At 44.2% G+C, this 24725-nt stretch carries 19 protein-coding genes; 14 read left to right on the forward strand and 5 right to left on the reverse strand.

Going from position 1 to position 24725, the window contains the following annotated elements; genetic code table 11:
- Positions 1-158: 158 nt before the first annotated feature.
- The 11 genes from QQ041_RS15905 to QQ041_RS15955 all read left to right on the forward strand — a co-directional run bounded on the left by QQ041_RS15905 (position 159) and on the right by QQ041_RS15955 (position 16126).
- Entirely contained in the window at positions 159-3332 is a 3174-nt protein-coding gene (locus QQ041_RS15905) for an HD domain-containing phosphohydrolase (RefSeq protein WP_285954444.1), read from the forward strand.
- 390 nt (positions 3333-3722) lie between these two features.
- Complete coding sequence (locus QQ041_RS15910; RefSeq protein WP_146490001.1) at positions 3723-4442, forward strand: GntR family transcriptional regulator; 720 nt, start codon at positions 3723-3725, stop codon at positions 4440-4442.
- A 100-nt stretch (positions 4443-4542) separates the two neighbouring features.
- Entirely contained in the window at positions 4543-5439 is an 897-nt protein-coding gene (gene prpB, locus QQ041_RS15915; RefSeq protein ID WP_019820715.1) for a methylisocitrate lyase, read from the forward strand.
- Positions 5440-5586: 147 nt separating this feature from the next.
- On the forward strand, positions 5587-6798 hold the full coding sequence (prpC, locus tag QQ041_RS15920; protein ID WP_019820716.1) for a 2-methylcitrate synthase: 1212 nt from the start codon (positions 5587-5589) through the stop codon (positions 6796-6798).
- Positions 6799-6899: 101 nt separating this feature from the next.
- Positions 6900-9536, forward strand: coding sequence for a Fe/S-dependent 2-methylisocitrate dehydratase AcnD (gene acnD / locus QQ041_RS15925; protein ID WP_285954445.1), 2637 nt, complete (start codon positions 6900-6902; stop codon positions 9534-9536).
- Positions 9537-9545: 9 nt separating this feature from the next.
- Entirely contained in the window at positions 9546-10718 is a 1173-nt protein-coding gene (gene prpF, locus QQ041_RS15930; protein WP_285954446.1) for a 2-methylaconitate cis-trans isomerase PrpF, read from the forward strand.
- Between the two features lie 119 nt (positions 10719-10837).
- Positions 10838-12742 (forward strand): propionyl-CoA synthetase, encoded by a 1905-nt coding sequence (locus tag QQ041_RS15935; protein WP_285954447.1) that lies wholly within the window; start codon positions 10838-10840, stop codon positions 12740-12742.
- A gap of 147 nt (positions 12743-12889) precedes the next feature.
- Positions 12890-13336: a hypothetical protein gene (locus QQ041_RS15940; RefSeq protein WP_285954448.1), complete on the forward strand. Its 447-nt coding sequence runs from the start codon at positions 12890-12892 to the stop codon at positions 13334-13336.
- 231 nt (positions 13337-13567) lie between these two features.
- Entirely contained in the window at positions 13568-13969 is a 402-nt protein-coding gene (locus QQ041_RS15945; RefSeq protein ID WP_136974306.1) for a glycine zipper domain-containing protein, read from the forward strand.
- A gap of 191 nt (positions 13970-14160) precedes the next feature.
- The gene (locus QQ041_RS15950; protein ID WP_009846623.1) at positions 14161-14640 is read left to right on the forward strand and encodes a GNAT family N-acetyltransferase; all 480 of its coding nucleotides are present in this window, start codon (positions 14161-14163) and stop codon (positions 14638-14640) included.
- A gap of 73 nt (positions 14641-14713) precedes the next feature.
- Positions 14714-16126: a phosphatase PAP2 family protein gene (locus QQ041_RS15955; protein WP_285954449.1), complete on the forward strand. Its 1413-nt coding sequence runs from the start codon at positions 14714-14716 to the stop codon at positions 16124-16126.
- Positions 16127-16226: 100 nt separating this feature from the next.
- Here the strand turns inward: QQ041_RS15955 and QQ041_RS15960 are convergent, their stop codons facing one another.
- Complete coding sequence (locus QQ041_RS15960) at positions 16227-17036, reverse strand: Cof-type HAD-IIB family hydrolase (RefSeq protein WP_285954450.1); 810 nt, start codon at positions 17034-17036, stop codon at positions 16227-16229.
- A 185-nt stretch (positions 17037-17221) separates the two neighbouring features.
- Here QQ041_RS15960 and queE point away from each other — a divergent pair, with 185 nt between their 5' ends.
- Complete coding sequence (gene queE, locus QQ041_RS15965; RefSeq protein WP_353057840.1) at positions 17222-17890, forward strand: 7-carboxy-7-deazaguanine synthase QueE; 669 nt, start codon at positions 17222-17224, stop codon at positions 17888-17890.
- Positions 17891-17948: 58 nt separating this feature from the next.
- A complete protein-coding gene (queC, locus tag QQ041_RS15970; RefSeq protein WP_146489990.1) occupies positions 17949-18644 on the forward strand; it encodes a 7-cyano-7-deazaguanine synthase QueC in 696 nt (231 codons plus the stop codon).
- Here queC and QQ041_RS15975 read toward each other — a convergent pair.
- The 4 genes from QQ041_RS15975 to QQ041_RS15990 form a co-directional block, all read right to left on the reverse strand.
- A complete protein-coding gene (locus QQ041_RS15975) occupies positions 18604-20631 on the reverse strand; it encodes a diguanylate cyclase (protein WP_285954452.1) in 2028 nt (675 codons plus the stop codon). The two genes, queC and QQ041_RS15975, sit on opposite strands and share 41 nt — an antisense overlap.
- Before the next feature lie 162 nt (positions 20632-20793).
- The gene (locus tag QQ041_RS15980) at positions 20794-21144 is read right to left on the reverse strand and encodes a DUF2750 domain-containing protein (RefSeq protein ID WP_017062305.1); all 351 of its coding nucleotides are present in this window, start codon (positions 21142-21144) and stop codon (positions 20794-20796) included.
- Between the two features lie 136 nt (positions 21145-21280).
- Positions 21281-21898 (reverse strand): OmpA family protein, encoded by a 618-nt coding sequence (locus tag QQ041_RS15985; protein WP_019824717.1) that lies wholly within the window; start codon positions 21896-21898, stop codon positions 21281-21283.
- Complete coding sequence (locus QQ041_RS15990) at positions 21898-23163, reverse strand: TolC family outer membrane protein (protein WP_146490002.1); 1266 nt, start codon at positions 23161-23163, stop codon at positions 21898-21900. The genes QQ041_RS15985 and QQ041_RS15990 overlap by 1 nt, the downstream gene beginning before the upstream one ends.
- A 444-nt stretch (positions 23164-23607) precedes the next feature.
- On the opposite strand from QQ041_RS15990, the gene QQ041_RS15995 reads away from it, so the two are divergent.
- Positions 23608-24725, forward strand: a 1118-nt coding sequence (locus QQ041_RS15995) for a tandem-95 repeat protein (RefSeq protein ID WP_285954453.1), incomplete at its 3' end; no start/stop codon positions are given.

Here is a 24725-nt window from a genome sequence, read left to right on the forward strand (position 1 = left end):
CATTAAAGAGGGTACTTATTGCGACACAAAGAGTGATATGGAGAGGCGTTCTTTAATATATAGAATAATATGTTGCTAGCTGTGCAGTGCTACTGTAATAATATGATTATAGCTGGCACGTTACATTTCTGAGCTAGTGGTTATTCAAGGATCGAATAATGACAGACAAAAAAATTTCGTTACGATTTACTGTTGGAGGAATGTTTTTACTCGCGACATTTCTTACCGCTGTTGTTGCGGTTTCACTGCAATATTACTTCAGTAAAAAAATGGCGACTGAGAATACCCTATCAAAGTTGACGATGGTATCCCATGACCTGAGTGATTATATTGGCGCGATTGACTCTGATGCAGCCAACACCGCGCGTTTACTTGCTTCAGTGAAACGATCTATCAATAACAAAATATCGAAAGAAGAGTCGCGTAGTATTCTTTCTGAAGCCATTAAAGATAACCCTCTCTTTTATAGTATTTACATTGGCTCATCCGATGAAAATTTCTTCCAAATTATTAACCTAGAATCTGCTCCTGTCGTTAGAGAAAAAATAGGTGCACAACAAACGGATCGTTGGGTTGTGGTTGAGATTCAAAATATAGGGCAGGAGCGAGTCCGGACAACGAAATACTTTGACCAAGAGTTTTCCCTCAGAAGCTCAACTACGGAGCAGAGCAACTACTTTCCAACAACCAGGCCTTGGTATGTTTCTGCCAATATTCAGTCGGTCGAAAAAACTCAGCCATATCTTTTTCAGCATTTACAAATTACCGGGCAAACTTATTCTTTAGCGTTTGAGTCGAAAATCGAATCTGACATTCAACATGTGATTGGTATTGATATTGTGCTGTCTTCTTTGGCTAACAAATTATCGGGTACGGCGCTTGGATTAGCAGAAGATAGTAAGGTTGAGTCTTTCTTATATTCGAAATCGGGTAACATTATTGCATCTAACCTCAAAGTTAATAATCAGGAATCGGAGTTTGATGTATCAAAACTGATGCTATCATCTGAGCATAAAGCCTTGGTTAATGATACTCCTCCGCTGTTAGTGTCTAATCAAAATGATTGGGGGCCGATGGACTTTTCAGTGGCGGGAAAACCAAACGGCTATGCGATAGACCTTCTCAAAATGATTGGTGATATGACTGGGATCAGGTTTGAATTTGTGAATGGTTTTTCTTGGGGGGAGCTTGTCAATAAGTTTCAAGAAGGAAGTATTGATGGCCTGCAATCGGTGCAAAATTATAAAAATAATGGCATAAACGGCCTCTACACCACTCCAATCTATGATTTACCGTTTGCTATCGTGACCAGAGAAGACGCGAAGATTATTACTAATTATGCCGAGCTTGAGGATAAAAAAGTGGCCATTTTATCTGGGTGGTCAATTATTCCTAAGTTAAGGGAAGACTTTCCGAATATTGATTTAGTTGAGTTTGAAAACCTAGAGTCTGCATTTAATTCAATTGAAAGCGGAGAGAACTTTGCTTTTTTAGACGCTGAACCCGTACTCTCGTTTGCATTAGATAGGTTTTTTCAGCCTGGCCTTAGTGTCAATGGGACTCTAGAAGATCTAGACCAGAACTACTCAAACCAATTCCACTTGGTGCTGCAGAGCAAGCATCAACAATTGCTTCCAATCATTGATCAAGCTATCAGCAAGTTAAGTGGTGAACAGCTTGATGCCTTAGCGAAAAAGTGGCTCCATGATACCGGCTTTAATACAAATACGACGGTCCCTTATACTGAACTTTATGATTTGACTAAGGAAGCAACGGTTGAAGGCAGTATGGTAAGGGTAGAGATGAATGGCGAGATCAAACATCTCTATTTAAAGAAAATCGACACGGGCGAACACTACTCTGAGTATTTTGCGGTATTGATTCCCGAAACTGAGATCTTTAGTACAGTCAATAAACGTCTAGCAACCTCTGTTGGCGTAACGATGTTACTGATGAGTTTGACGTTGCCTATTGCTTGGGTTTTTGGTGCACCGATAGTGCGTCCTATTCGTCAATTAGAGGAGGAGACTCATAAGATCAAGATGCGTGATTATGACAGTGTCGAGCTTGTTGAGACTCGAATTAAAGAAGTATGGGAGCTATCTGTGGCGGTAAAAGACATGGCGATGGAACTCAAGCAACATGAGCTAACCCAAGAAGCCTTTGTTGAGTCGTTCATTAAACTTATCGCTCAAGCTATCGATGATAAGTCCGCTTATACGGCTGGGCACTGTAACCGTGTACCAGAACTGGGCTTGATGTTGGCTGATGCGGCTGAAAAATCGCAGTCTGAGCATTTCAAAGACTTTAAATTTGAGAACGACGATGAACGTCGTGAATTTAGAATTGCGGCTTGGCTTCATGATTGTGGCAAGATCACTACACCTGAACACATCGTCGATAAAGGTACGAAGCTAGAAGCTAACTACAACCGAATTCACGAGGTGAGAACACGATTTGAAGTACTTTGGCGTGATGCGGAAATTACAGCTTTGACAAAAAAACTCGAAGGATCTCTACCGGCTGAGCTGGTAGCTGATGAACTTGCGTCAACCAAACAGCAGCTACAAGATGACTTTGCCTTTATCGCGACATCGAACGTTGGTGGTGAGTTCATGAGTGACGACAAAGTTGCTCGTATTCGTTCGATAGCTGGGACGACTTGGATACGTAACTTTGATGATCAACTTGGTCTATCGCCGATAGAAGCCTTGAATCGAGAATCGAGTTCAAGCTTGCCAGCGACAGAGCCGCTGTTAAGTGATAAGCCTGAACATATAGTGAAAAGAGATAGGCCGTTAGACTTCGATCCGAAATATCAAATCAAAATGGATGTGCCGGAGCACCTATACAACTTAGGCGAAGTCTACAATCTGAGCATTGCACGTGGTACGTTAACTGCTGAAGACCGATTCAAGATAAACGAGCACATGCTTGGAACAATTAAGATGCTTGAGAATCTGCCATTTCCGAAAGAGCTAAGCCGTGTTCCTCGCTATGCTTCGACGCACCATGAAACACTCAAAGGTACGGGATATCCAAGGAAGCTGACTGGTGATGACCTTTCAATCCCAGAACGTATTCTGGTGATCTCTGATATTTTTGAGGCGTTAACCGCTGCGGATAGGCCTTATAAGAAGGCGAAGCCAATCAGTGTTGCTGTCGACATCATGTATAAAATGGCATTGGACGAGCATCTCGATATCGAACTGTTTAGATTGTTCTTAACCAGTGGTACGCATGTTCGTTATGCTGAAGAGTATCTCAAACCGGAACAGATTGATTTTGTTGATATAAACAAATACCTCGAAGTTACTCGTCAGATTGCTTGACCAAGGTTGGCTTGTTAGAACGAGTTCGATGAATGAAAGGCGCACATCAGTGCGCCTTTTTTATATCTGTTTATCGGTGAGCTGGTGGATAGACACAGAGGGAGCTACGTTTGACAAGTTCGGCTATAAGTTGTCGACACATAGATTTTAAATAATTTTAGAGTAGGTAAGGGGTTAGTGGGCCTAGATATAGTTAAATCGATAAATAACAGAAAGTTAAATTATTTATAGTGTTCTTTTGAGTAAGTTTCATCGTCTATTAAAAATACTACCTTAGTCTAAATTGTCGACAATTCACTTGATTGTCGACAATTCGATCGTGTATTTTATGTTCATGTTATGAAATTGTTGACAATTAAGGTTCAGCAATCAGAAGTGAGCAGCGTGAATATGAATACTGCAATAAAAGAGCTCAGCTTAAGTGCAAACACGAAAACGCGTGTGAGCGATAAAGAGAACACTAAATCAGAAAACCTCACTGAGTATCTCGTTGAGGCTATTGTTAACGGTGAATTACCACCGGGCAGTAAGATCTCCGAGCCTGAACTAGCTAAACGCTTTGAGGTAAGTCGAGGGCCATTACGTGAAGCGATAATGCGAGTTGAAGGGCTTGGCCTGATCGAACGCATTCCTCATGTTGGCGCGCGAGTGATTACCTTTTCGGCAGACAAACTACTCGAGCTGTACGCGGTGCGAGAGGCATTGGAAGGCATGGCTGCTCGCTTAGCAGCGCGACATATCACACAAGAAGAGCTTGTCGGGCTTGAAGGATTACTGTCGACACACTCAAAGCACATCGATGAAGTCGAAGGTTCTTCTTATTTTCATCAACATGGGGATTTCGATTTCCATTACCGCATTATTAAAGCCAGTCGTAACAGCAAACTCATTTCGTTGTTGTGTGACGAGCTTTACCACTTATTACGCATGTATCGTTATCAATCTCCTAGGGCTCAGTCTCGACCAAAAGAGGCGCTCGATGAACACAAATACATCCTACAAGCAATTCGCAACCGTGATGAAGAGCTAGCAGAAATGCTAATGCGACGACACATCTCGGGTAGTCGATTGCTTATAGAACAACAAATTCAATCCAAAGATCTTGATTAAGCGACCATTGGAACCTGTCAGCAGATCAGTGCTGGCGATAACCAAAAGCCGTAAGTCTTAAAGATTAGCTAGAAATAAGCAATTAACAGGGAGCGTCATTATGAAGTTATCAGCAGGAGCAAAGTTCCGACAAGCTGTGCAAGACAACGACCCATTGCAGATCGTTGGTACGGTGAATCCGTATTGCGCGATGATGGCAAAGAACTTGGGGCATCAGGCGATCTATTTGTCGGGTGGAGGCATCGCCAATGCGTCTTATGGTTTGCCTGATTTAGGTATCACCACATTGAACGATGTGCTAGTGGATGTTGAACGTATTACCAACGCGTGTGATCTGCCTTTGCTGGTGGATATTGATACAGGATTTGGTGGCGCATTCAATATTGCACGCACGATTCGCGCCATGGAGAAGGCAGGCGCAGCTGCAATTCACATGGAAGACCAAGTGGCTCAGAAACGCTGTGGTCATCGACCAAATAAAGCGATTGTGAGCCAACAAGAGATGGTCGATAGAGTCAAAGCGGCAACCGATGCGAGAAGCGATGACAGTTTCGTAATTATGGCGCGTACCGATGCATTGGCGGTTGAAGGCATTGATAGCGCGATTGAGCGAGCGATAGCTTGTGTTGAAGCGGGCGCAGACATGATTTTCCCTGAAGCGATGAATCAACTCGATCAATATGTGAAGTTCTCGGCGGCGCTTAAATCAGCAACAGGTAAGCACGTGCCTATCTTGGCCAACATCACTGAGTTTGGCCAAACACCACTCTACAACTGTAGCGAGTTAGCCCAATCAAGTGTCGACATGGTGCTTTACCCATTGAGTGCGTTCCGTGCGATGAACAAAGCCGCGGAGAATGTTTACAAACACTTGTTAGTTGAAGGCAATCAAGAAGCTCTGTTGGATTCAATGCAAACCCGTAAAGAGCTTTACGAACACCTGAATTACCACGACTACGAGAACAAGCTTGATCAGTTGTTTTCAAGCGAAGGGTAAAACCAGTTTCAATTAGTCAAAAATCAACTTAATCCAATAACGTGAAATGGTTAGTCGCCAAATCCAGTACCGATGATAAAGATCATCGGACATATAAATAGGCAGCACCAAAGAGTGCAGGCGGCTAACACAGAAAAGGAGTTCACCATGTCTGTATCTTTGAGTGATAAAGCAGCTGTCGAAAATGCTTCAAAAGTAGAACAACAAAGTGAAAAAACAGCAAACAAACCAGCCAGCGCACCGGCAATCGGTGGTGCAGGTCTACGAGGGCAAAGCGCTGGGTCTACTGCGCTGTGTACGGTAGGAAAATCAGGAACGGGTTTAACTTACCGTGGCTATGACATTACCGACCTTGCTAACCACGCTCAGTTTGAAGAAGTTGCGCATCTGCTACTAAGAGGCCATTTACCCAATGAAAAAGAGCTAGACGATTATAAAACATTGTTGGTTGGTTTGCGCGGCTTGCCTCAACCTTTGAAAGCAGCGTTGGAGCTTATCCCTGCAGACGCTCATCCAATGGATGTGATGAGAACGGGTTGTTCGATGCTAGGTAATCTAGAGCAAGAGTCTGATTTTTCAGAGCAATTGCCTGCGACCGAACGAATGCTAGCGCTTTTCCCTGCGATTATTTGTTATTGGTACCGCTTTAGCCATGATGGCGTGCGCATTAATACTGAAGATCAAAGCGAAGCATGTCTGGGTGGTTACTTCTTGAAGATGCTAACGGACAAAGCACCGAGTGAACTGCATAAAAAGGTAATGCACTGTTCGCTAACGCTTTACGCAGAGCATGAGTTCAACGCCTCTACTTTTGCTGCCCGCGTCTGTGCATCAACGCTGTCGGATATTCATTCGTGCGTTACAGCAGCAATTGGCACACTAAGAGGCCCGCTGCATGGTGGCGCGAATGAAGCGGCAATGGAAATGATCCAAGATTGGAAAACCGCTGATGAAGCAGAAACTAACATCATGCAGATGCTTGCTAACAAAGACAAAATTATGGGCTTCGGTCATGCGATTTATCGCGAAAGCGACCCACGAAATGCTCTAATCAAGCGCTGGTCAAAAGAGCTAGCTCAAGAGGTGGGAGATGAACAGCTTTACGCCGTTTCTGAGCGTGTTGAAGCGGTAATGAAGCGCGAGAAAGGACTGTTTTGTAATGCGGACTTTTTCCACGCCTCTGCCTATCACTTCATGGACATCCCAACCAAACTATTTACTCCGATCTTCGTAATGAGCCGTCTTACAGGTTGGACTGCACACGTATTTGAGCAAAGAGAAAATAATCGCATCATTCGTCCAAGTGCTGACTACACCGGGCCAGAGCATCAAGACTGGCTGCCAATCCATTTACGTTAGTCCTCTATATCGAGCCGACTTATATCTCGAGGTGACTTTTATCTTCATATGATAAGGCCTCGAGAATCAACGAACAGAATTTAACAGATAATGGTGGATGTATGTCTGATGTGAAACTTGAACGGACCCAGAACCTTGAACGAAATCAGTACCGTAAGCCTTTACCCGGTACTCATTTAGAGTATTTCGACGCTTGTGAAGCGATAGAATCGATATCCCCGGGAGCTTACAAAACTTTGCCTTATACGTCGCGAGTGTTGGCGGAACAATTGGTAAGGCGTTGTGATCCTGAAACCCTTGAAGACAGCTTAAAACAGATCATTGAACGTAAGAGCGACTTAGATTTTCCTTGGTATCCTGCGCGCGTGGTGTGTCATGACATTCTTGGTCAAACAGCCTTGGTTGATTTGGCTGGATTAAGAGACGCGATTGCCGACCAAGGCGGAGACCCTGCCAAGGTGAACCCCGTTGTTGAAACCCAACTGATTGTTGATCACTCTCTGGCAGTGGAACACGCAGGCTTTGATAGCGAAGCCTTTGATAAAAACCGCGCCATTGAAGAGCGCAGAAACGAAGACCGTTTTCATTTTATTGAATGGTGTAAAACCGCGTTTAAGAACGTGAGTGTGATTCCTGCTGGTAACGGGATCATGCACCAGATTAACTTGGAGAAAATGTCTCCGGTGATTCAATCCAAAGAGGGCATCGCGTTCCCAGATACCTGTGTCGGTACCGACAGTCATACTCCTCATGTTGATGCTCTGGGCGTCATCGCCATTGGTGTCGGTGGATTGGAAGCTGAGACAGTGATGCTCGGTCGCCCGTCAATGATGCGTTTGCCTGATATTGTCGGCGTCAAACTGACTGGTCAGAGACAAGAAGGGATAACCGCAACGGATATTGTGCTTGCGATTACTGAGTTCCTTCGCAATGAGAGAGTGGTCTCAAGCTACTTGGAATTCTTCGGTGAAGGGGCTCGCGCACTGACCATTGGTGACCGTGCAACCATCTCAAACATGACTCCAGAATATGGCGCGACTGCGGGTATGTTCTATATCGATGAACAGACAATTCAATACCTCAATCTTACAGGGCGAGAGCCTGAACAGGTTGAATTGGTAGAGCGTTACGCCAAGCAAACCGGACTTTGGGCTGATGACTTAGATTCCGCTCAATACGAACGTGTGCTTGAGTTTGATTTGTCTAAAGTTGAGCGTAACCTTGCGGGGCCTTCAAATCCTCATCGCCGTTTGCCAACCAGAGAGCTGGCTGAACAAGGCATCAGTCAAGCATCTTGGAAAGAGCAGCATGCTAAGCAGTACAGCGATGATCAGATGCCCGATGGTGCCGTAATTATTGCGGCAATTACTTCTTGTACTAACACCAGTAACCCAAGAAACGTGGTCGCCGCGGCATTGGTTGCTAAGAAAGCCAATCAGCTTGGATTAGTTCGTAAGCCGTGGGTGAAAACATCATTTGCGCCGGGTTCTAAAGTTGCCAAACTCTATCTCGAGTCGGCAGGTTTGCTTCCTGAACTTGAACAATTGGGCTTCGGTATCGTCGGCTATGCGTGTACTACCTGTAACGGGATGAGTGGGGCGTTGGATCCTAGAATCCAACAAGAGATCATCGAGCGTGACCTGTACTCAACCGCTGTGTTGTCGGGGAATCGAAACTTTGATGGTCGAATCCATCCCTATGCTAAACAAGCGTTTTTAGCCTCACCGCCATTGGTGGTTGCTTATGCCTTGGCGGGTACGATTCGCTTTGATATCGAAAAAGACAGCCTAGGTACAGACAATAGCGGTAAGCCAATCTATTTAAGTGATTTGTGGCCAAGTGATGCTGAGATCGATTCAGTTGTCGGTGAGCATGTTAAACCACAACAGTTCCAACAAATCTACGTGAAAATGTTCCAGCCAGACGAGGATCAGGTAACTACTGAGCCGCTTTATGATTGGCGGCCTCAAAGTACCTATATTCGCAGACCTCCATATTGGGAAGGGGCACTGGCTGGTGAGCGAAGCCTTTCTGATATGAGACCTTTGGCGATCTTAGGTGACAATATCACCACGGATCATCTATCGCCTTCAAACGCGATTCTCGCTTCGAGTGCGGCAGGTGAGTACTTGGCGAAAATGGAAGTTCCAGAAGAGGACTTTAACTCTTATGCGACTCATCGAGGTGATCACTTAACCGCGCAACGAGCGACGTTCGCTAACCCGAAGCTGTTTAATGAAATGGTGAAAGACGCTGGAGAAGTCGTGCAAGGCTCATTGGCAAGAGTTGAACCCGAGGGGCAAGTTACGCGAATGTGGGAAGCGATTGAAACCTACATGAACCGTAAACAACCCTTGATTGTTGTTGCCGGTGCCGATTATGGACAAGGTTCATCACGTGACTGGGCAGCCAAAGGGGTGCGCTTAGCGGGTGTTGAAGTGATTGTGGCTGAAGGATTTGAAAGAATTCACAGAACCAACTTGGTTGGCATGGGTGTGCTGCCTCTGCAATTCAAAGTTGGGACGGATCGCAACACCTTAGAATTGGATGGCACCGAGCTTTACGACGTGTACGGCGACATTGAAGCAGGTTCTGATTTGGCTCTAGTCATTACTCGTAAAAACGGTGAAAAGCTGGATGTGCCAGTAACCTGTCGACTAGACACGGCAGACGAAGTGAATGTGTACAGTGCTGGTGGCGTATTGCAACGTTTCGCCAAAGACTTTCTCGCACAGTAGGAGCTGGTTATGAACTCTAAACAGATCAAAGTACCGGCTACCTATATGCGTGGAGGCACCAGTAAAGGGGTTTTCTTCAATCTCGAGGACTTACCTGAAGCTGCGCAAGTTGCCGGAGAAGCACGAGACGCATTACTTCTGCGAGTGATTGGCAGCCCGGATCCTTACGGCAAACAAACTGATGGTATGGGGGGTGCGACATCAAGCACCAGCAAAACCGTTATTGTATCGAAAAGCAGTAAAGCCGATCACGATGTTGATTACCTCTTTGGTCAAGTGGCAATAGACAAGCCGTTCGTTGATTGGAGCGGTAACTGCGGCAATCTGTCCGCTGCAGTAGGCCCATTCGCTATTCATAGTAGATTGGTCGATTCGAATCGTATTCCAGAAAACGGTGTGGTCGAGGTGCGAGTATGGCAAGTGAACATAGAGAAAACCATCATTGTTTATGTGCCTATCGCTGATGGTGAAGTTCAAGAGTTAGGTGACTTTGAACTCGATGGTGTCACTTTCCCCGCTGCTGAGATTCAAGTTGATTTCCTAGACCCAGCTGATGCGAGTGGTTCAATGTTTTCTACAGGGAATGTTGTCGATTTCTTAGATGTTCCCGAATTGGGCTGCATCAAAGCGACATACATCAATGCAGGGATACCCACCATTTTTGTTGATGCTGAATCGGTTGGTTATCAAGGCACAGAGCTTCAATCGGACATCAATAGCGATGCCAAAGCCTTGGCTCTGTTTGAATCCATCCGAGCACATGGTGCAGTAGCGATGGGGCTTATTGATTCTTTAGAACAAGCTGAATCACGCCAACACACACCTAAGGTTGCCTTTGTTGCTAAGCCTCAAGCGTATCAAGCCTCCAGTGGTAAATCGGTCGCAGCCAAAGACACCGACCTTCTGGTGCGTGCTTTGTCTATGGGGCAATTGCACCATGCCATGATGGGAACAGCTGCAGTCGCCATTGCTTCAGCGGCGAGTGTTCCGGGTACGTTAGTGAACTTGGCAGCCGGTGAGGGTTCTCGAGATTTTGTGACTTTTGGTCATCCGTCAGGAACGTTAAAGGTGGGGGCTAAAGCGGTACAAACAGAAAGTGGGTGGAACATTGAGAGGGCGATAATGAGTCGTAGTGCCCGAGTGATCATGGAAGGTGCCATTCGTGTGCCTTTTCCCAAGTGAAGCGATTGTCGTGAACGGTCAAATTTTCATGAACACAACGCTGAGAAAAGAGTGCACCCAAGTGACACTGCCAAAAAGCTAAGCGCTTGGAACAATGGATAAATCATGGAGGAGGCACTATGTCTGCTACAAATCGAATGAATAGAAAAACAGACTATATCACCGAGTATCAATGGGCGAGGGAAGACCCCAATTCGTTCTGGGAAACACAATCACAAGCCATTGATTGGTTTGAGTCACCCAGAACGATATTACAAACTGACGAAAACGGTATTGAACGTTGGTTTCCTGATGGGGTGATGAACACTTGTTGGTTGGCGCTTGATTATCATTGTGAAAATGGGCGAGGTGACAATACCGCACTGATTTACGATTCTCCAGTTACAGGAAATCAATCCTCGTACACTTATCATCAATTGCGTGACCAAGTGGCAAAAGTCGCTGGTATGTTAGCTATGCAAGGCGTTACTAAAGGCGATCGTGTTGTTATCTACATGCCAATGATTCCTGAAGCGGCGATGGCAATGCTGGCCTGTGCACGACTAGGTGCGGTGCATTCGGTGGTGTTTGGAGGTTTTGCTCCTCATGAGCTTGCCGTACGTATCGAAGATGCCGAGCCGAAGGTGTTGATTACTGCCTCCTGCGGTGTCGAGATAAATAAAGTCTTGCCATATAAGCCCATGGTCGATAGAGCGATCATGGACAGTCGTTGGAAGCCTGAAAAAGTGGTGGTATTCCAAAGAGAGCAGTCTTTAGCTGAATTGAGCAATGAACGCGACGTACTTTGGCAGCAAGCGGTTAACGATGCATTGCCACACAGCTGCGTTCCTGTTTTGGCAACCGATCCTTTGTATATTCTTTACACGTCAGGCACTACGGGTAAGCCAAAAGGTGTGGTGCGTGACAATGGTGGTCATGCGGTCGCCATGAAATACTCGATGAGTACTATCTACGATATGCCACAAGATGGCGTGTTTTGGGCAGCTTCTGATGTCGGTTGGGTGGTCGGGCATTCCTATATTGTTTATGCACCATTGATTCATGGTTGTACGACCATTTTGTTTGAAGGTAAGCCAGTACGAACGCCAGATCCCGGCGCATTCTGGCGTGTATGTGAAGAGTACAACGTCGATGTGTTATTTTCTGCTCCAACGGCATTTAGAGCCATTAAGAAAGAAGATCCCGAAGGCGAGTTACTGACCAAGTATGACCTATCATCACTCAAGTCGATTTTCATGGCTGGCGAGCGTTTAGACCCGCCAACATTGGATTGGGTCGAGTCTCATACCAATAAACCAGTTATCGACCACTGGTGGCAAACCGAAACGGGTTGGGCTATTTCTGCCAATCCGACAGGGCTGGAATCTTTGCCAGTGAAAGCGGGTTCTTCCACTAAACCTGTTCCGGGTTACCAAGTGGAGATTCTCAATGAACTTGGTGAAGTTGCTCAGCCTAATCAACAAGGATTTGTGGCTCTTAAACGCCCGTTGCCACCCGGTTGTCTGCCAACGGTTTGGCGTAATCATGATCGATTTGAATCTGGCTATCTGAGCCAATTCCCGGGTTATTACGTTTCGGGTGATGGCGGTTATCTCGATGAAGATGGGTATCTATTTATCATGGGTCGTATTGATGATGTGATAAACGTAGCGGGCCATCGTCTTTCTACCGGTGAAATGGAAGAGATCGTGGGTGGTCATCCAGCCATTGCTGAATGTGCGGTTGTCGGTATTCACGATGACTTGAAGGGGCAGCTCCCACTCGGTTTAGTCGTGCTAAAAGATGGCGTGAAAGTCGATGGCACTGAACTGCAAGCTGAGCTAGTGGGTAAGGTTCGAAATGAGATTGGTGCGGTAGCCTGTTTTAAGCAAGCCTTGGTGGTCGAGAGGTTGCCTAAGACACGCTCAGGTAAGATTTTACGTAGAACCATCCGACAGATCGCAGAAGGTGAACAATATGTGGTGCCTTCGACGATTGATGACCCTACCAGTTTAACAGAAATTGCTGAAAAGCTCGGTAAATAGGCTTAGTTGTTTTGGTAATTTGATCGTCGGCTCGTATATTAATACATAAGCCAGCGTGATGGTTTACCTAAACTCTACTTTATTCATCCGCTTATCCATTGCGTTTACTATGACCTCATTATGATTCCCACATATTGAGGTCTTTTTATGCGAGCTTACTTTTTGTTGATTGCTTTACTGGTTAGTGGCGCTGCTAGTGCTAGTACTTCAAAGGATCAAGCGAGTAGAGCGTTGTTAGAGCCTTTGAGTCATCCTAAGGTATTTAAATGTGTATCCAAGACTGGCGTAGCTCTCTATCAAGCGGTTTTTGATATCGGTGTGGGATATGAAGCCGACCCTATTAACTCGAAGATGATCGTCAATTCAAGGAAAGGCCGCTACGAATATCAAATCTTAGGTGCGGTAAGGTCTGAAAGGGCCGGTGAAATTGTGGTGTTGACTCGCCATGTGGGAGATGGGATTAAAGTGGCTGCTATGATTGATAACGAAACTGGCAAGATACTGGGGATCGGTGATAAACACCACTACCGAGACTGCGGTGTAAGACCGCCACCTAGTGCGGCGGATATGCAGAACTTTTGGTCCAAGGACTAAGATCGATATCTGAAAGGCAAGAATTATAGAGAAAAGAGCGATTGAGGCGACCTTATTGGTCGCCTTTTCTGTTGGTGGGGATAAAGTGATCTTAAAGATATATATCATTAAGCAGTAGCTGAATAATACATAGTTGAACATGATGTATCGTCTAAACGTGGCTTTATTTATCCCATTAACGGTTCTGCTTAAGATAGCTTTACTCCAAATGAAGAACTAAGCGAGATTCCTATGAAATTCACTAAACCTTTTCTTTTAACGACACTGATTGTGACTCTTTCTGGTTGCGCATCACCAGCAATGGATAACGAAAATGAGAATGCTGCACGTAATCGTGGTGCTGTAGGTGGTGCTTTATTAGGAGCAACAGCAGGAGCTTTAACTGGAGATGCGAGTTTAGCGGTGAAGGGCGCTGCATTAGGTGGTGTGACCGGTGGCGTTGCGGGTTCAATGAAAGATACGGACGATGCAAGAAACGCACAACGAACCCAAGTTACGGCTGATGGTCTAGCGCAAGACAATCGCACCGATGCAGAAAAACGAGTTGCTGAAGTAGAGGCGGAAATTAAGCTTATTGAACTAGAACAACAGCTTGCAGATCTCAAAGAAGAGAAAGAAGATAACGGTGCATAAAGTTAAAGCTACAGCTTCGATATTCGTTTAATTCAAAATTATTCAAACAGAATGGCCACGTAATGTGGCCGTTTTTGTATCTAAAACACACACATTAAACAATGAATTAATTCAATAACTTGTATAGATACTCACGCCAAGTAAACTAGACTCAGTTTAGATATTAATTTGGTTTGAGAAGCGCAATAGTCATGAATGTCACCTTAAGGGCCGCAAAGCACGCGGATTTGGAACAACTTAACGAGTTAATGTTCGATCTCCATCATCACCACCACCTTGCTAGCCCAGAACACTTTAAAACGGCAGAAGAGATTGAGCAGGAAAAAAGCATTGCACGATACTTGGATGATCCTGAATGTTTGGTTTATGTGGCATTAAAGGGTGAGCTCATTGTTGGCTTTATCTCTGGGCATTTTTGTGAGCTTATCTCAACGGTGAGTAAACCAGTGCCGATGGGGAGTGTTGATGAGCTGTTTGTCTTGCCTGATTATCGAAAAGAATCAATTGCTGAAAAGCTGTTTAACAAAGTTGAAAGTACTTTTGATGATTATGGGGTTGAACAAGTCTTTGTAGAGGTTTGGGACTTTAATTCACCTGCCAAGGACTTCTATCAAAAAATGGGGTTCACACCTCACATTCAATGGATGAGGAAGGCTTTGCACAAAACGTAGACAGCGATTTTGTACGTGTTTGATTACACTAGAGCAGTCTTAAATTTCTTCTATTATTTTTTAGGTAAACTCGTTGGTTATTCGATATTTATTAGTTTTCATACTGTCTCTTTTGAGTACTACTTCCGCTTGGGCTAACAACACTTTGCCCGATCATATCGCGGGCGCTTTGTGTGTAGTACGTGCTGATAACCAAATCGTGTTGGTTGATGAGTTGATCACAGGTCAATTGTCTCTACCGGGAGGAACTGTTGTTTCGGGTGAGCCGCCAGCAGTCGCGGCGCAGCGTGAAACGTGGGAAGAGGCGGGCTTGTCGGTAACAGTCGGTGATGTGCTGGGGTATACCGACAGCGCCGTTGTGTTTGATTGTATCTCTGACTCTGAAGTGATCAGCTACAAGGCTCGAAATGAGTTAGGTGGCTTTGAGCTGCCGATTTGGTTTGCGCCTCATTACGGCGTGGAAGTCAGCAGAGCGATGTTACTTCCTCCTACTGAATTGCAAGATCACCAATACCGCTATCCAGAACAGTGGCCAGAGATTAACGAGCTGTTTTTCTCCGCAACAGATCAACCGGTAACGTATGTGACTGAGCTGGTGGGCGCGGCACCGAAAGTTCATCAAGTTGAATTAAGTTGGATTGTGTCGCTTCAAAACGCGTTCAATAAGATGCCAAGCGTGTTTGGGAATACTGTTCTTTTGACTGACTTGTTAGCGAAGCCATGGGTTTTTATCGTTATATTGCCACTAATTGCTTGGTACTTTGGCCGTAATTTCGCGTTGAAGTTTGGTTTCACTTTGATTTCGGTGACACTGCTAACTTTGATTGCGCATCAAGGTTTTGGTTTTCCACGCCCGCATGCTTACCTGCCAACACTGAAGCTGGTAATGAGTAGTGGCTATAGTTTTCCGAGTCTGTTGGCTGCCTTATGGGTGAGCTTAACCTTGTTAGTTTTTTGGAAACTAAAGTGTCTCTTGGAACAAAAATCTATATTGATTGTGCTTGCTGGCTTACTTTGGATCATGCTGTTTAAGTCTTATTCAGGCAGTGCGTTCATTAGTGATGTCTTAATGGGGGGCGTATTAGGTGCATTAACGACGTGGCACATAGTCAGATTAGATGCAAAACCTGATGTGGATATTAGTGCCTTATTGAGCTCTAAAGGTGTCTGGTGGGCATTATGCTTACTGTCGATTGTTCTCACGGTGATATGGCCACTGCCTACATTTTCATTCTGGGTGGCCATTTTGATGACGATTGCATGTCTAGTGACGTTAACAGACTCGAAACCTTTGGTCGGTCAGTTTTCATTCAAGATCGTGGTTGGAGTGATGGCGATGCTGTTAGCGGGAAATCTGCTGATTAGCTGGGCAGGAAGCTTTGTCTCTTTCAGTGGTATTGCTTCATTTATTATTGAAACGTTACGTTTCCCAATCTTGATTCTGTTTGGTGTGGTGGCATTTCGTCTGCCTTGGGCAAGAAAATAGTCGAACGATACTTGTTAAATAAAAGAAGGCTGTGCAGTGCGCAGCCTTTGTTATTTTTGCAACAAGCAAGAAGTCATTCTCACTAGAGCCTGGTGAGCGTTTATGAGTTGAAGATAAACTTCTCAATCGCGACCGCTACACCATGGTCGTCGTTGCTCGCAGTGATGTGATCCGACAATTTCTTGGTTTCTTCCATTGCGTTGTCCATTGCAATGCCAAGGCCTGCGTATTCAAGCATATGGTGATCGTTTTCAGCGTCACCCATGCAGATTACTTCTTCCGCTTTAATGCCTAAGTGTTTCGCTATTGCTTCAATACCGACACCCTTATTTGAATTTGGATTTAGGAACTCTAAGAAAAATGGTGCACTTTGCACGATAGTAAACTGAGACTTAAGCTCTTGTGGCAACTTGCCGATGATTTCAGTCAGCTTGCTTGGTTCAGCGACAATCATAGTTTTGATGATTTCGTGGTTATCTTCTAGCTGTGAAAAATCGAACTCAGTTATATCTAAGCCGTTAATACGCGCTTCAATACCAGTGTATTCATTGTTCTCAGGTGTGATTAAGCCGTAAACCTTACTGAAAGCATGAACATAACCACCAAGCTGTGCAGCGAGGGTAGCGATATCTTTTGCGGCTTTACCATTGCTGATCTCACTGTGAATGATCTCTTTTGTAGAAACGTTCTGAACCATCGAGCCGTTGTAGAAGAGTACGAAGTCATCTTCGCCGTTAATTGATAGCTCATCTAATTTGCTTTGCATGCCTTCTAAAGGGCGACCAGAAGCTAGAACCACTTTCACACCCGCAGCTCGTGCTTTGGCGATCGCGTCTTTGTTCTCTTGAGAAATCACTTTTTCACTATTGAGTAATGTGCCATCCATATCAAGAGCAATCAGTTTGTACATGTTGTTCCTTACTAAAAAATTAAAAGCTAACGAAATCTAATGGGCGAAAGGATAAGGGAACTTGAAACTTCAGGCTAGGGCTTTGATCAACTCATTTATCAGTACTCATTTGTTTGACCAAAAGGGGGAAGTGCTTTAAGGTCTGCGGTTGATTAATTTCATCCAATGATTGAGCTGAGGGAAAGTTGTACAAGATTAATGAAATGTTTGAAACCATTCAGGGTGAGGGCGTGTTTACTGGCGTTCCCGCTGTTTTTGTTCGTCTACAAGTTTGTCCAGTAGGCTGTTCTTGGTGTGATACCAAACAGACCTGGGACGCTTTACCAGAAGACGAGACTAGCCTTGGCGATATCATGGTTAAGACAGAGGATTCACCAACTTGGTCAGCAATCGATGCTCAAGGAATCGTGAATGAATATATCAAGCAAGGTTACACTGCGAAGCACATTGTGATTACAGGTGGTGAGCCGTGCATTTATGATCTTGTTCCTCTTACTGAAGCATTTGAGCAGCACGGTTGTCGCTGTCAGATTGAGACTAGCGGAACATCAGAAGTAAAAGCCACACATGACACTTGGGTTACGGTGTCACCTAAAGTGGCAATGAAAGCGAAACTGGAAATCTTAGATAGCGCCTTACAACGTGCTAATGAAATTAAGCATCCAGTAGGTACAAACAAAGACATCGAACAACTTGACGGTTTATTGGAGCGAGCTGCGGTTCCTAGCGACACTGTTATCGCTCTGCAGCCAATCAGCCAAAAAGACCGCGCAACTCAGCTTTGTATTGATATCTGCATTGAGCGCAATTGGCGCTTATCAATACAAACTCACAAATATTTGAGCATCGCATAGGTTGTATTTTTACTGGGTAAGATAAGTCGCTAGTAGAAGGTTCTCGTAAGGATTTAAGATGAAAAAAGCAGTGGTAGTATTCAGTGGGGGTCAAGACTCAACAACGTGTCTTGTTCAAGCATTAAAAGAGTATGATGAAGTTCATGCGATTACATTTGATTATGGTCAGCGTCATAGACTCGAGATTGAAGTCGCTGAGTCATTGTCGAAAGAGCTTGGTGTGAAAGCACACAAAGTAATGGATGTGACTTTATTGAATGAACTGGCTATTAGCTCTCTGACTCGCGACGATATTCCTGTGTCTCATGAGCTGCAAGAGAATGGACTACCAAACTCTTTTGTTCCTGGTCGTAATATTCTGTTTTTAACTTTGGCGGGTATTTACGCTTACCAAATCGGTGCTGAAACAGTGATTACAGGTGTGTGTGAAACAGACTTTTCTGGTTACCCTGACTGCCGCAATGATTTTGTGAAGGCGATGAACTCTGCGCTTGTGCAAGGTATGGATAAGCAGCTTGATATCAAAACACCGCTAATGTGGCTAAACAAGGCTGAGACATGGGCGCTAGCAGACCAGTACTCAGCACTTGAGCTTGTTAGAAACAAAACACTGACTTGTTACAACGGCATTGTTGGTGATGGCTGTGGCGATTGCCCGGCATGTGAACTGCGTAAAGTTGGCCTTAACGATTATCTAGGTGATCGCGAAAGCATTATGGCTGAATTGGTTCGCAAACAGACGGAGAATAAATAATCTCAGGCAAATCAATCGGTTCGTTATATGCATCAATAATACAGTTTCGACCGTTGCTTTTGGCTTGATAGAGCGCTTGGTCAAGCACAGAATACAAGTCATCAAAGTCACTTAATGCGTTTGAGGTTGCTAGATAAGCAAAGCTTGCGGTTACATTAAGTGGCTTTTTGCTTTCTGATAAGAAGACGGTGCTGGATATAGCGTAGTGCAACTCTTCAACGCGTTCTCGCACCTCTGCAGGTTTGGTATCGGTTAGCATGATGACGAACTCTTCGCCCCCTAAGCGACCAAACAATTCACCATTCACTAAGTGTTTTCTAATTTTCTCACTAATATGGATCAGGGCTCGATCACCAGTAGGGTGCCCATGCTCATCATTAATCTTCTTAAACTTATCTAGATCGAGCAGCACGAGCACATGCTGTTTGTCCGTCTCTTTACAGCGTTTTACTCTTTTGATTCTTCGAATTATCTCGGTTCGACCGTATGCTTTCGTCAAGCCATCAATTGCTGCTTTTGTGCGAACCGTTTTGTTGACCAATACCGTAAAGCTTGCAGCGCAAAGCAATAGAATAACAACGATGTTGTACATCCATCTTTGATGTTCCATTTTTTCAATTTGAACGCGGTCGAGTTTCGCCTGATGTGTCAGGAAAGAGCTTTCTAGTTCTTGTTCATATTTGGCGTGAGTCAGGTCAAGAGCTTCAAAGGCTAATCTGTTGTCAACGTCTCGTGATTCCATCTGTATTGATGAGTATCGCTGGTAGAAATAGAACGCTTGTTGGTAATCATTGAGCGCTTGATGTATATCCGAAAGCTGCAGAAGTGATTGAGCGATGTACTTGTGTCTTGTGACTTGCTCGGATACTTCTAAAGCTTGCTGAGCATAATTGAGCGCCTCTGTTGTCAGCTTTTGATCTTCGAACATATCGCTGATCGCCAAGTAAGCGTTAATACGAATGACGTTGTTACTTAATTCATTCGAAGCCGACAGAGCGTTGACTAAGTAACCTCTCGCCAAATCATAGTCTTTAATTTGAGTGTAGGCTTTTCCTAAGCCAAGACTTGTTAGTGCGATACCGTAGCTATGAGATGATGTAGTTAACAGTGTTTTTGCTTGCTGAAAGTGGTTAATTGCTAGGTCACTTTGCTTTTGGTTGAGGTAGAGATCCGCAAGGCTGTGATGTACTTGTGCTTTCATTAAATCAGAAGCATCAGCTCTGAGTATGAGTGCTTCTTTTAGGTACTCTGTCGACTTCTCATATTGCTTTAATTCCTTGAGCAAGTTTCCTACATCGTTATAGATCCCCGAAATATCGTGTCCTTGTGGGAATACGTTTATCAGCGATAGGTAGGTATCTAGAGCAGATTGATAGTCACTGCGGAAATGGTGATTGTTCGCGATGACTCGATAAGTCGCAAACTTTGGTAATACAGGGTCAGCGATGTTGTGTAAGTCCGACTTAAGTGCAGAGCAATAATAGTTCGCTTGATGGTATTTAGCTTGCTCATTAAGCGAACGGCACATCTGGTATTTTAATAGAGCTTTTCCAGTTAAATCACTGTGTGATTGCATTTTTGCCAATAGTGTAAGAAAGCCTTGTTGTGCTTCCTCATATTGGCCTTGGCCATCTTTAATTAGAGCAGAAATAAATGCTGTTTCTATCGTTTGGTAGTAGCTGTCGTTTGAAGCGATTCCGTAGAACGGCTGATCTCGGTGGCTCATGTATTGATACAGAAGAGACGCAAGGTAAAGCTTATCTCCGTAAACCGTTGACCCGATGTAGCGTGTTTGCAGCATGTTTAATGCGCGTTCAGGAGAGTGATTTAAAGTAGAGAGATAAAGTGCGTTCCAATCAGCATTTGGAGTAGGGCTTAAATTGGAGGTATAGACTGGTGAATGGTGGTCACGATCTGATGTTGATACTTGGCTATAAGAACAAAAGCTAATGAATAGTAGAAAGGTAACAAAAACGAAGTGATTCACAAGAGACGATCAATCAGATAAAGAACGATATTCTATTATTAGTTTGATGTTGCTTCAAATTTTGAATGGTGCGGCTACGAGGTTATGCGAGGTAGGTCTCTAATTTATTGATACTAATCAGAGGTATATCGGTCGCACGATTCGCGCGACCGATATCGGAAATTAGATGTATAATTTCGCTAGGTCAGAAGGCTCAAGTTCTTTGCCTTCTAATGTTGCATTCCAGTTAGTACCAACAAGAACGCCGTCTTCAGCAAGAGTCAGTAACCAATCTTCTACAAAGATATCTAGTGGAATTTCTAATACTTCGAAGTCAGCCCACTCTTCAACATTGTGAGTCTGAGCATCTTCTTTTGAAGACCAGAAAGGCATCACTTCGCTATTTTCGAATTCACTTGAGTCACATGCTAGCCAACCTTCTTCGTTGCGAAGGCCCCATACCAGTTTAGTTTCCTGTGTTTCAGAAACGAAAAGTTCTAGATTTGCTTGAGTATCAGCTGTTAGTTTGCTCATGGATTAATTCTCTATGTTGATAACGGGGCAAGATTAACATTATAGACGGTTTAGGTATATGCTATTCAAGGAATTATCACCATACTGAAACGCTAACTTAAGATAAGGTTTCAGTATGGTGGAAGAAGGGTAGATCCTACTTCTTTATTTTGGTGAAGATATGCCACTCTTCTTTGATATTGCCCTTAAACCCAACAACCGAAGCGACAACTTTTCGATGTAGTGCGTGATTGATTTCTGTGTCATCACTGCTGAATTCAGAGTCGCCATGACCTACTATATTAACTCTAGATGGCTGAATACCATTGCTTATCAGTGCACGCCTTACATGTAACGCGCGCTCTTTTGAGAGCTTTAAATTGTGTTCGGAATTGCCTACTTTGCTGGCATAACCTTGCAATTCAATGCTTGTACTCTCGTAGCGCTTCAAAAACGCAGCCATCTGGCGTATTTGGCTAAGGAAAACAGGGTTAATCTCCGTAGAGTTGTTAGCAAAGAGTATGTGGAGCTCTTTCTTTTCTGAAGATTCGAAATATGAACCACAACCGTCGTTATCTATCTCAGCACCAATTTGCGTATCAGGACACAGATCTCTAGCATTGATTACTCCATCATTATCATCATCTTCGAGATCATAAATTTGTGTGATCTCAGGAAGAGCTCGATATTCAAATTCTTCATCGCTTGTTTCAGCTAAAACATTGGCAGAGACAACCATGATACAAAGCGGAAATACAGTCTTTATCAGCTTCATTAGTATTCTACCTTTTCATTCCATTCTTGAGGGGTTTCAACGCGTAGTCCGGTCAACAGGTTTCCTGTTGCGTTCATCACTCTGTATTTTGCGTATTGTTCGTCGTACTTGGCATCCAAATACCCTTTACGGGCTTCAAATAGTTCATTCTCGGTATTAAGTAAATCGAGAAGGGTACGTTTGCCGATACGGTACTGTTTCTCATACGAGATCACGGTGTCTGATGCTGAATCTACATGGTCTGATAAGAATTCTTTTTGTTGGACGGTCAGATCGAGAGCGCTCCACGAAAGACGCAGACTTTCCTCTACATTACGATAGGTGCTCTCACGTAGGTCTTTTGCTTTATTGAGTTGATAAGCGGCACTTTCAGCACGATCTTGATCCGCTCCGCCGTTGTAAAGGTTATACCTTAAACGAACCATGGCAGAAAACTCATCACTACTTCCTTCGGTACCGCCGGCATCATCACGCCAGGTTTGTGCTGCTTCAAAAGAAACCGTCGGGTAGTTAGTACTCTTGGATTGCTTGTATTGAAACTTGGCTGAGTCTACATCGGCTTGTGCAATCTTGATTACTGGGTGTTGGTTAAAGGCTTTTGCCAATGCGCCATCAACGGTATAAGGGATAGCCCCTGCATCTGCTCGAGGGAAGGTTAGCCCTAGCGGAGATTGACCGACAAGCCTTTTGAACTGAGTGTGAGTGTCAAAAAGGTTGTTTTGCGCTGCAAGCAAATTACCGTGTGCTTTAGCGATACGTGCCTCTACCTGTGACATATCTGCCGTTGATCCAATGCCTGATTCAACACGTTTGCGGATATCACTGTATATTTTTTTGTGTGTCGCGAGGTTGTTTTCAGAGAGTGACAGTACTTCATAGGCTTTCACTGCATCAAGATAGACCTTAGTGACTTCTAAAGCGATGTCCTGTGCATTTGATAGCAGTTGATAACGTACAGATTCTGCATCAGCTGCGGTACGATCGATATCATTTGAGGTATTGGAACCATCCCAGATAAGTTGAGTAAGGGTAATAGTCGCTTCTTTTCGAGTTAGATCTGTTGTGCTTGAGTTAGTCGCTAGGTCGGTGTGTTCATAACCGATCCCTCCATCCAGGTCTATACTCGGACGGTAAGCACCACCAGAAGCATCATTAATATATCGCTTACTGACATATTCATTATAAGCACTTTTGATTTCAGGGTTACTTTCTAAAGTAAACGCAACGGCTTGCTCTAGGGTTTGTGCTGTCGCCGGTAAGCTAATACTTATTGCTAACCCTAATGTTGTTATTTGAAGCCTGTTCAATGTAAATCTCCCTAAAATTGGCGTACACCTAAGTCTTGAATTCATGCCGTTATATACAAAATTTAGATGAAGCGCCAAAAAAACCACGATCGCTAAGCTGGCGTTCGTAAATGGTTGTAAAAATGTTAACCGATTGGCGTGCGTTTTATGGTGTTCTTGTACACGTTAATCTCAAGTTTTATTGCTGATTATTTTCCGTAAACACAATAACTTATATTGCCATTGTGAGCACTAAGATTGTTGTGTGATGTGATCACTGTCATTAGCTTGTCACTCTAGTTGTTAAATACTCGATTCATAACTAGGAATTATATGACTTTAGGTGTTATATTTTAACTAATATTATAAATATAATGTCACTATTTTGACGTTAATGACAAAAAAGCTTTTTTAGGGGTTTATATGGACATGACAACATTGAATTTGGGTGGTGCATTAGCACTTGGCCAGCGCATTGTTATCTCGGTAGATGGTACGATTAAAGTCTTAGAAGAAGGACAACCACTACAAGCAGGGGATGTTATTCTTGAATCCCAGAATGGAACCAATGAACCTCAGGTATCTACAAAACGCTTCTCATCCGAGGAAGGCGAAATTGAACTCGATCAAGATATTGCGAATATCTTTGCTGCATTGGAAGAAGGTCAAGATCCGACTGAGCTAGGTGAGGAGTTTGCAACGGCAGCTGGTCAAAACGGTTCAAGTTTGGCTGCTAGCGGGACTATTGAACGTGATGGTGAAGAAACCATTCCTGCTACAGAGTTCGTTACTACAGGTTTTGAATCATTAGGCTTATCTCAAACCCAAAGTTTAAGCTTACTTGATGCTTACCGTTCGCTCATTGAACCTACCGTAGCTCAAACAAACACTAACCCGCTGTTTGTTGATTCAAATAATGACGCTATTGGTGACACAGTATCATTTACGACAGATGAAGATACGCCAGTAAGTGGCACTTTGTCGGCTTCAGATGAAGATGGTGATTCTCTGTCATTCAGTATATCGACAGAACCTTCAAATGGTACTGTCGTTATCGATGAAAATGGTGATTGGACTTATACCCCCAACGAAAACTACAACGGTAATGACAGCTTTACAGTTGTTGTATCAGACGGCCAAGGTGGATCTGACACAATTACGGTTAACGTTGACGTAACCCCAGTAAATGATGTTCCCATCGGCAGTGACGTTTCAGTAACCACCGACGAAGACACTCCTGTGAGCGGTTCCCTCAATGCAACAGACACAGATAATGATCAGTTAACGTTCAGTAAAGGTACAGAACCATCTAATGGCTCTGTAGTCGTCGATGAAAATGGTAACTGGACATACACGCCAGATGAAAACTACAACGGCAGCGATAGCTTTACTGTGATTGTTAGCGACGGGCAGGGTGGGACGGATACTATTACTGTTGATGTTGTGGTGACGGACGTGAATGACGCGCCGGAAATCACCGTGACAGCGAACGACTTCACAGAAGACGCTGGCGCAGCAGTGGGCGATGTAGCGGGCACGTA

The organism is Vibrio sp. TMPB1044, from assembly GCF_030442075.1.
In the GTDB taxonomy this organism is placed as follows: Bacteria; Pseudomonadota; Gammaproteobacteria; order Enterobacterales; family Vibrionaceae; genus Vibrio; species Vibrio satsumensis.